3 protein-coding genes are annotated in these 2951 nt (G+C 64.0%); all 3 read left to right on the top strand.

Going from position 1 to position 2951, the window contains the following annotated elements; all coding sequences use genetic code 11:
* Positions 1–974 (top strand): ABC transporter ATP-binding protein (locus QOC89_RS13965; RefSeq protein WP_323045549.1); only part of this gene is annotated, 974 nt, incomplete at its 5' end.
* The gene (locus QOC89_RS13960) at positions 955–1725 is read left to right on the top strand and encodes an ABC transporter ATP-binding protein (protein ID WP_323045548.1); all 771 of its coding nucleotides are present in this window, start codon (positions 955–957) and stop codon (positions 1723–1725) included. The genes QOC89_RS13965 and QOC89_RS13960, both read left to right, overlap by 20 nt.
* Positions 1726–1945: 220 nt before the next feature.
* Positions 1946–2951: phosphatase PAP2 family protein (locus tag QOC89_RS13955; RefSeq protein ID WP_323045547.1), on the top strand; the 1006-nt coding region annotated here is incomplete at its 3' end.

Here is a 2951-nt window from a genome sequence, read left to right as displayed (position 1 = left end):
TCGGCACCATCATATTGACCATCCTGCCGGAGATCGCCGCACCGCTGGCGGCATGGTCGACGTTCCTTTACGCCGTGCTGCTCTTGGTGATCGTGCTGGTGATGCCCGGCGGCATCGCCGCGCTGCTGGATTTTCGCAACCGCCGCCCGCTCGCCAGCAACCGCGCCATCGTGCCGCGTCCCTCGGCGCTCGGCGATGTCGTCCGCAAGCACGCGGGCGACCGGACGCTGAGCTTGCGCAGCATCGCGCTGAGTTTCGGCAATGTGCGCGCCATCGACGGTCTTGACCTCGACGTGGCGCCCGGCCAGATCCACGGCCTGATCGGCCCCAACGGCAGCGGCAAGACCACGACGTTGAATGTGATATCGGGCTATTACGCCGCCAAAAGCGGCACGATGACCCTCGGTGACAATGCACTGCCGCCAGGCCAGCCGGCGCTGCGGGCGACGCGCGGAATTGCGCGGACATTCCAGACCCCGCGCGTGATCGGCGAAGCCTCGGTGCTGCAAAACGTGATGATCGGCGGCTCGATCGAGGGCAAGGCAACTTTCGTCGAAGCGATGTTGGCGCTGCCGCGCAACGGAGCCGACGAGCGCGTGCTCGCCGCCAAGGCGCGCGCGCTGCTGCGGGTGGTCGGGCTGGAGCAGCTCGCTGACGTCCGTGCCGACCGGTTGCAGCACAGCGAACTGCGCTTCATCGAGATCGCGCGCGCGCTGATGCTGGATCCGGATTTCCTGCTGCTCGACGAGCCGGCAGCCGGCCTTTCCAGCGACGAGATCGAACGATTGGCCGCGCTGATCAAGGCCATCAGCGCCCGCGGCACCGGCGTGCTGCTGGTCGAGCATCATGCCGACCTGATTTTCGATATCTGCCATCAGGTCACGGTGCTCAATCTCGGGCGCACGCTGGCTGCGGGAACGCCGGCCGAAATTCGCGTTCACAAGGAGGTGGTCAGTGCTTACCTCGGCGGCTGAATCTCTGCTCGCCTCGGCGGCTGAACCTCTGCTCGCGGTCGGCGCGCTGCAATCCGGCTACGGCAAGATCCGTGTGCTGCATGGCATCGATTTCCGGATGTCGGCCGGTGAAGTGGTGGCGCTGCTCGGTCCCAACGGTGCCGGCAAGACCACCATGCTGCGCGCGCTGTCCGGATTGCTGCCGGTCAGTTCGGGCCATGTACGGTTTGACGGCCGCGACATCACCAACGCCACGCCGCGCGAAGCGGCGCGCGCCGGGCTGGTGCATGTGATCGAAGGACATCGCGTGTTCACCCAGATATCCGTCACCGACAACCTGCTGCTGGCGGGCTATGACCTGCCGCGCAGCGAACGCGCCGGCCGTGTCGAGGAAGCGCTGTCGTTCTTCCCCGAGATTGCCGAGAAGCGCCACGAACGCGGCGGCGCGCTCAGTGGCGGACAGCAGCAGATGCTGACGGTGGCGCAGGGCCTGGTGCGCCGGCCGCGGTTGCTGATGCTCGACGAACCCTCCGCCGGTCTGTCGCCGGTGCTGGTCGATCGCGTGCTCAACGTCATCGCGCAGTTGCGCAAGCAGGGCACCGCGGTGCTGCTGGTCGAACAGTTGCTGGAAAAAGCGCTCGCCGCTGCCGACCGTGTCTATGCGCTGGTGCAGGGCAATATCGTGCTGGAGGCGTCGACCGCCGAAGCCAACCTGCCGCAGCGGCTCGAACGCGCTTACTTCGGCCATGAGAGCCACGCCCTGACGCCTTAGTGCTTCCGAGTGCTGCGCGTCGGACGCGATGGCGTTGGGCTGCGTCATCACTCGTTCGCGCCGGCCTGCGAGCATCGACTCGCGCTGAAGCGCGATGTTGCAAAAAAGCATCGTCATCTATCAAGCGAATCACCGTCACCTCGGTGTCATCCCCAGATGTTTGTTTCCGCATGTTTCCGAGAGCGGCAATTAGTCGCCTGCAGTATGCTTGGGGGTTGTCATGCGTGTCACGAAGTCGTCATCGATATTCGCGGTTGTTGCTGCTGCGCTGTCCGTACAATCCGCTCACGCGCAAACGCAGACGATCGCGACACCGCTAAACACCAACGCCATCAATCTGCTAAGTCCGTTCAGCACGCTGCTCGGCACCACCGCCATCACGCAGAATTTCTCGACCGCGGTTTCGATCAACAACAACTCTACATCCGCCCAGCGTGCGCAAGCCCTGATCGACAACACGATCACGACCGACAACGGTGTCGTGCTCTCCGACGGCCTCGGTACCAACCTGAACGCGATCTGGCGAGCCAACAACGCCACGTCCGGCGTCGGCGCATTCTCGCCGAACCTGCTCAATTTGTTCCGGCAGATCAACGCGATCTCGCAGGACGACTCCGGCAAGGCGAAGAATTTCTTTGCCGACGGTTCCGCGAATGGGACGGTTTTCGTCAACAACGCCAATCTGGCGCTCGGAAAGACCGCGACTTCCAACACCCCGGTCGTCGGCATTTCGCTGCCGCCCGGCGGCGTCTTCAATGTCTACGACAAGGCCTATGCGCCGGTCGCCAATCCGAACCAGACCGGCAACTCGCGGCCGGTGCAGGTGGCCCCGAACAGCATTGCACAGTTCTCCGGGTTGACATTCACCGGCGGCGCGACGTCGAACACCGCCATCATCGGCGGCATCACCGGCAATGCCGGTTCCGGCCTGTTCGCAAACGCGTCGTTTCCGAGCGGCCACACCACGTTTGGCTATACGACGTCGATCCTGTTCGGAATGCTGGTTCCGGAGCGCTACGGCGAGATGCTGACCCGCGCATCGGAATACGGCAACAGCCGCATCATTCTGGGCGCGCACTATCCGCTCGACATCATCGCCGGCCGCGTTCTGGCGTCCTACGACGTGACGCAGATGCTCAACAACAATCCGAAATATCTCGGCGCCACCGTCAACGGCGTTTTCGGCATCGGCGATCTCACCACCACCAACAACTTCCAGACCGTAT

It is taken from the genome of Paraburkholderia sp. (assembly GCF_034668105.1).
In the GTDB taxonomy this organism is placed as follows: Bacteria; Pseudomonadota; Gammaproteobacteria; order Burkholderiales; family Burkholderiaceae; genus Paraburkholderia.
Note: the sequence above shows the minus strand (reverse complement) of the source record. Positions and strands in the feature narration are given on the sequence as shown.